The sequence below is a fragment of the Streptomyces sp. NPDC004031 genome (assembly GCF_053604375.1).
Genome location: NZ_JBSGHL010000162.1, coordinates 1 through 1,397, shown reverse-complemented (window position 1 = coordinate 1,397; position 1,397 = coordinate 1). Strand labels below are relative to the sequence as shown.

At 56.3% G+C, this 1,397-nt stretch carries 2 protein-coding genes; both read left to right on the top strand.

Annotation, left to right across the window (positions count from 1 at the left end; all coding sequences use genetic code 11):
• Positions 1-444: 444 nt before the first annotated feature.
• Entirely contained in the window at positions 445-1,005 is a 561-nt protein-coding gene (locus ACWERV_RS36835; protein ID WP_137910414.1) for a PAAR domain-containing protein, read from the top strand.
• 28 nt (positions 1,006-1,033) lie between these two features.
• The coding region (locus ACWERV_RS36830) for a hypothetical protein (RefSeq protein ID WP_452941261.1) at positions 1,034-1,397 on the top strand (364 nt) is incomplete at its 3' end.

Genomic DNA, 1,397 nt, shown 5'->3' with positions numbered 1-1,397 from the left:
CGGCAAGCCGGGCCTGCCGGCGGTGAAGGCTTATCTCGGCGTGCATTGAGCGAGGTGTGTTGGCTTTTTCCACCTGAGCCTACGGTTTGACGGTGGTCCTGCGCCCCCCGAACGACAGAGTTGTTATCTGGGTTCGGGGGTATGCTTGCCAAGCGCCGTGGTCGAGCGACTTGGCATTTGAATGATAGAAATATAAGAAAAATTAGTTATACGAATTTCGAACTTGTATTATTGAAAACCCTTTCGTAATCGCGCATTTTGGTGTTGGTTAATCGCACCAATTTCACGAAGGGGAATCAGGATGCCGCATACGCAGAAATTGCCCGCGCATTTGTTTGCCGTTGTCGACTCGCATCTCGAGAGCAACTGGCGCGGTGACGCTACCAATAGAGAATGGACGGTCGTGGAGCTTGCCGTTACACGCGGTGCGCAGGGGGATGGCGCATGATCCGCTATTTTCTTGCTCAAGGTGATCGAGGTGGCAGCGCGACAATCACGGAAGGCCTGCCGACCGTCACCTGTTCCAATCCGCCCCCGCGCGTGCATATCGCGACACTGGATATGCAGACCTACTGCACGGCGTGCGGACGGAAGGGCTTTATTGCTCCGAAAGGGCCGCGGTGGCCGGGAACCGGGCCGAACGGCAAACCTTGGGCGCTGAGCGGCGACGTCAACGTCTGCGGTTGCAATCCCCAGCCGGTGTTCTATGCCCAGCGCGGCATGATGATGCGATTTACGGCTGAACAAGCGGCGGCGTTGACCGGGCAGATCCGAAACCACACGGATTCTGCACTGGCAACCGACGATGAGCACAGCGAGCAGTATGTCTTGTGCGATGAGCAGAGTGGCCGTCCGCTCGCGCGTGTTCGATACCGCATATACACGGCATCAGGTCAGATCGTCAGTGGTGTCACGGATTCCGAGGGAAATACCCGACGAGTAACAACGAGTCACGCCGAGAAACTTAGGCTCGAGGTCGTGGAGGGCAATAGCGATGTCCTGTAACGAATACGTTTGCGTCCACGATTCCGCGGTGACGAACACCACACCGGGCTCGAAGTTGAAAGTTTTTCTTACGCTCAACGGCCCGCCAATCTGCCCGGCCATGACCGACGCAGAATTTAGAAAGCTGATGATGCAACTTCGTGATGAAGGAGCCGATCTGGTGAAGGAGCGCCTCGATAGATTGGCCGAATGGGCACCTGAGGAACGTAGGCGTGTCTGGACGTGGTTTGGCGCGAATGACCACGAAATTCGTCATAGTCTTATCACTGGATTGACGGCTACTCTTGCCGTCATGCGATCACTTGCCCCTGGGAATTTTCTGAGAGCCCATCCCGATCTGGATCGATCTCTTGGATGCTTGCCGACCAACAAGAACGTCGGCACTGTAGCGC